This is a genomic window from Mesorhizobium sp. M1088 (assembly GCF_040318575.1).
GTDB lineage: Bacteria > Pseudomonadota > Alphaproteobacteria > Rhizobiales > Rhizobiaceae > Mesorhizobium.
The window spans coordinates 1-817 of sequence record NZ_JAMYMO010000124.1; the positions used below are offsets into that span (position 1 = coordinate 1).

The following is an 817-nucleotide window of genomic DNA, read 5'->3' on the forward strand; positions in this document are numbered from 1 at the left end:
CCCTTGGTGCCCACGTTTGACGGCAGCGATGATTTTGTCGGGGTCGGCGGTCCAAGTGAAAGGTTTGGGTTTGTGGTTGTGCTCGACGAGGAAGCGGTTGATTGCCGTCTGAAGGTCGACGACGGAGTGGAAGACGGCTCGCTTGAGACGACGCTTCGACAACTTGGCGAAGAAACCCTCGACCGCGTTGAGCCACGAGCACGAGGTCGGCGTGAAGTGGAAGGTGAAGCGCTGATGGCGGTCGAGCCAAGCGCGCACCTTGGGGTGCTTGTGGGCGGCGTAGTTGTCGACGACGACGTGGACGGCCTTGCTGGCCGGCATTTGCGCCTCGATGGCGTTGAGGAAGCAGATGAACTCCTGATGGCGATGCCGCTGCATGTTCTTGCCGATAACGGTGCCGTCGAGCACGTTGAGGGCGGCAAACAGGGTGGTCGTGCCACTGCCGCTTATAGTCGTGGGTCATGGTGCCGAGCCTTCCCTTCTTCATGGGCAGGCCAGGCTGGGTGCGGTCGAGCGCCTGGATCTGGCTCTTCTCGTCGACCGACAGCACGATGGCGTGGGCCGGGGGATCGACATAGAGGCCGACGACGTCGCGCAACTTGTCAACGAACTTCGGATCGTTGGAGAGCTTGAACTGCCGCCAGCGGTTTGGCTGCAGCCCGTGCGCCTTCCAGATGCGGCGCAATGCGCGAGGGCCGCGTCTTGTCACGCAGTAGCCCCTCGAAGCCTTCAGTGGCGAAGCGCTCCTGCCAGCGCCACACGCAGGTCTTGGACTTGCCGGTCCGCCGCATGACTTCGATCGTGCCGGCGCCGTCGG

1 pseudogene is annotated in these 817 nt (G+C 63.3%); it reads right to left on the bottom strand.

Going from position 1 to position 817, the window contains the following annotated elements:
* A pseudogene (locus tag NKH49_RS34760) lies at positions 1-817 on the bottom strand (IS630 family transposase); the annotation flags it as partial.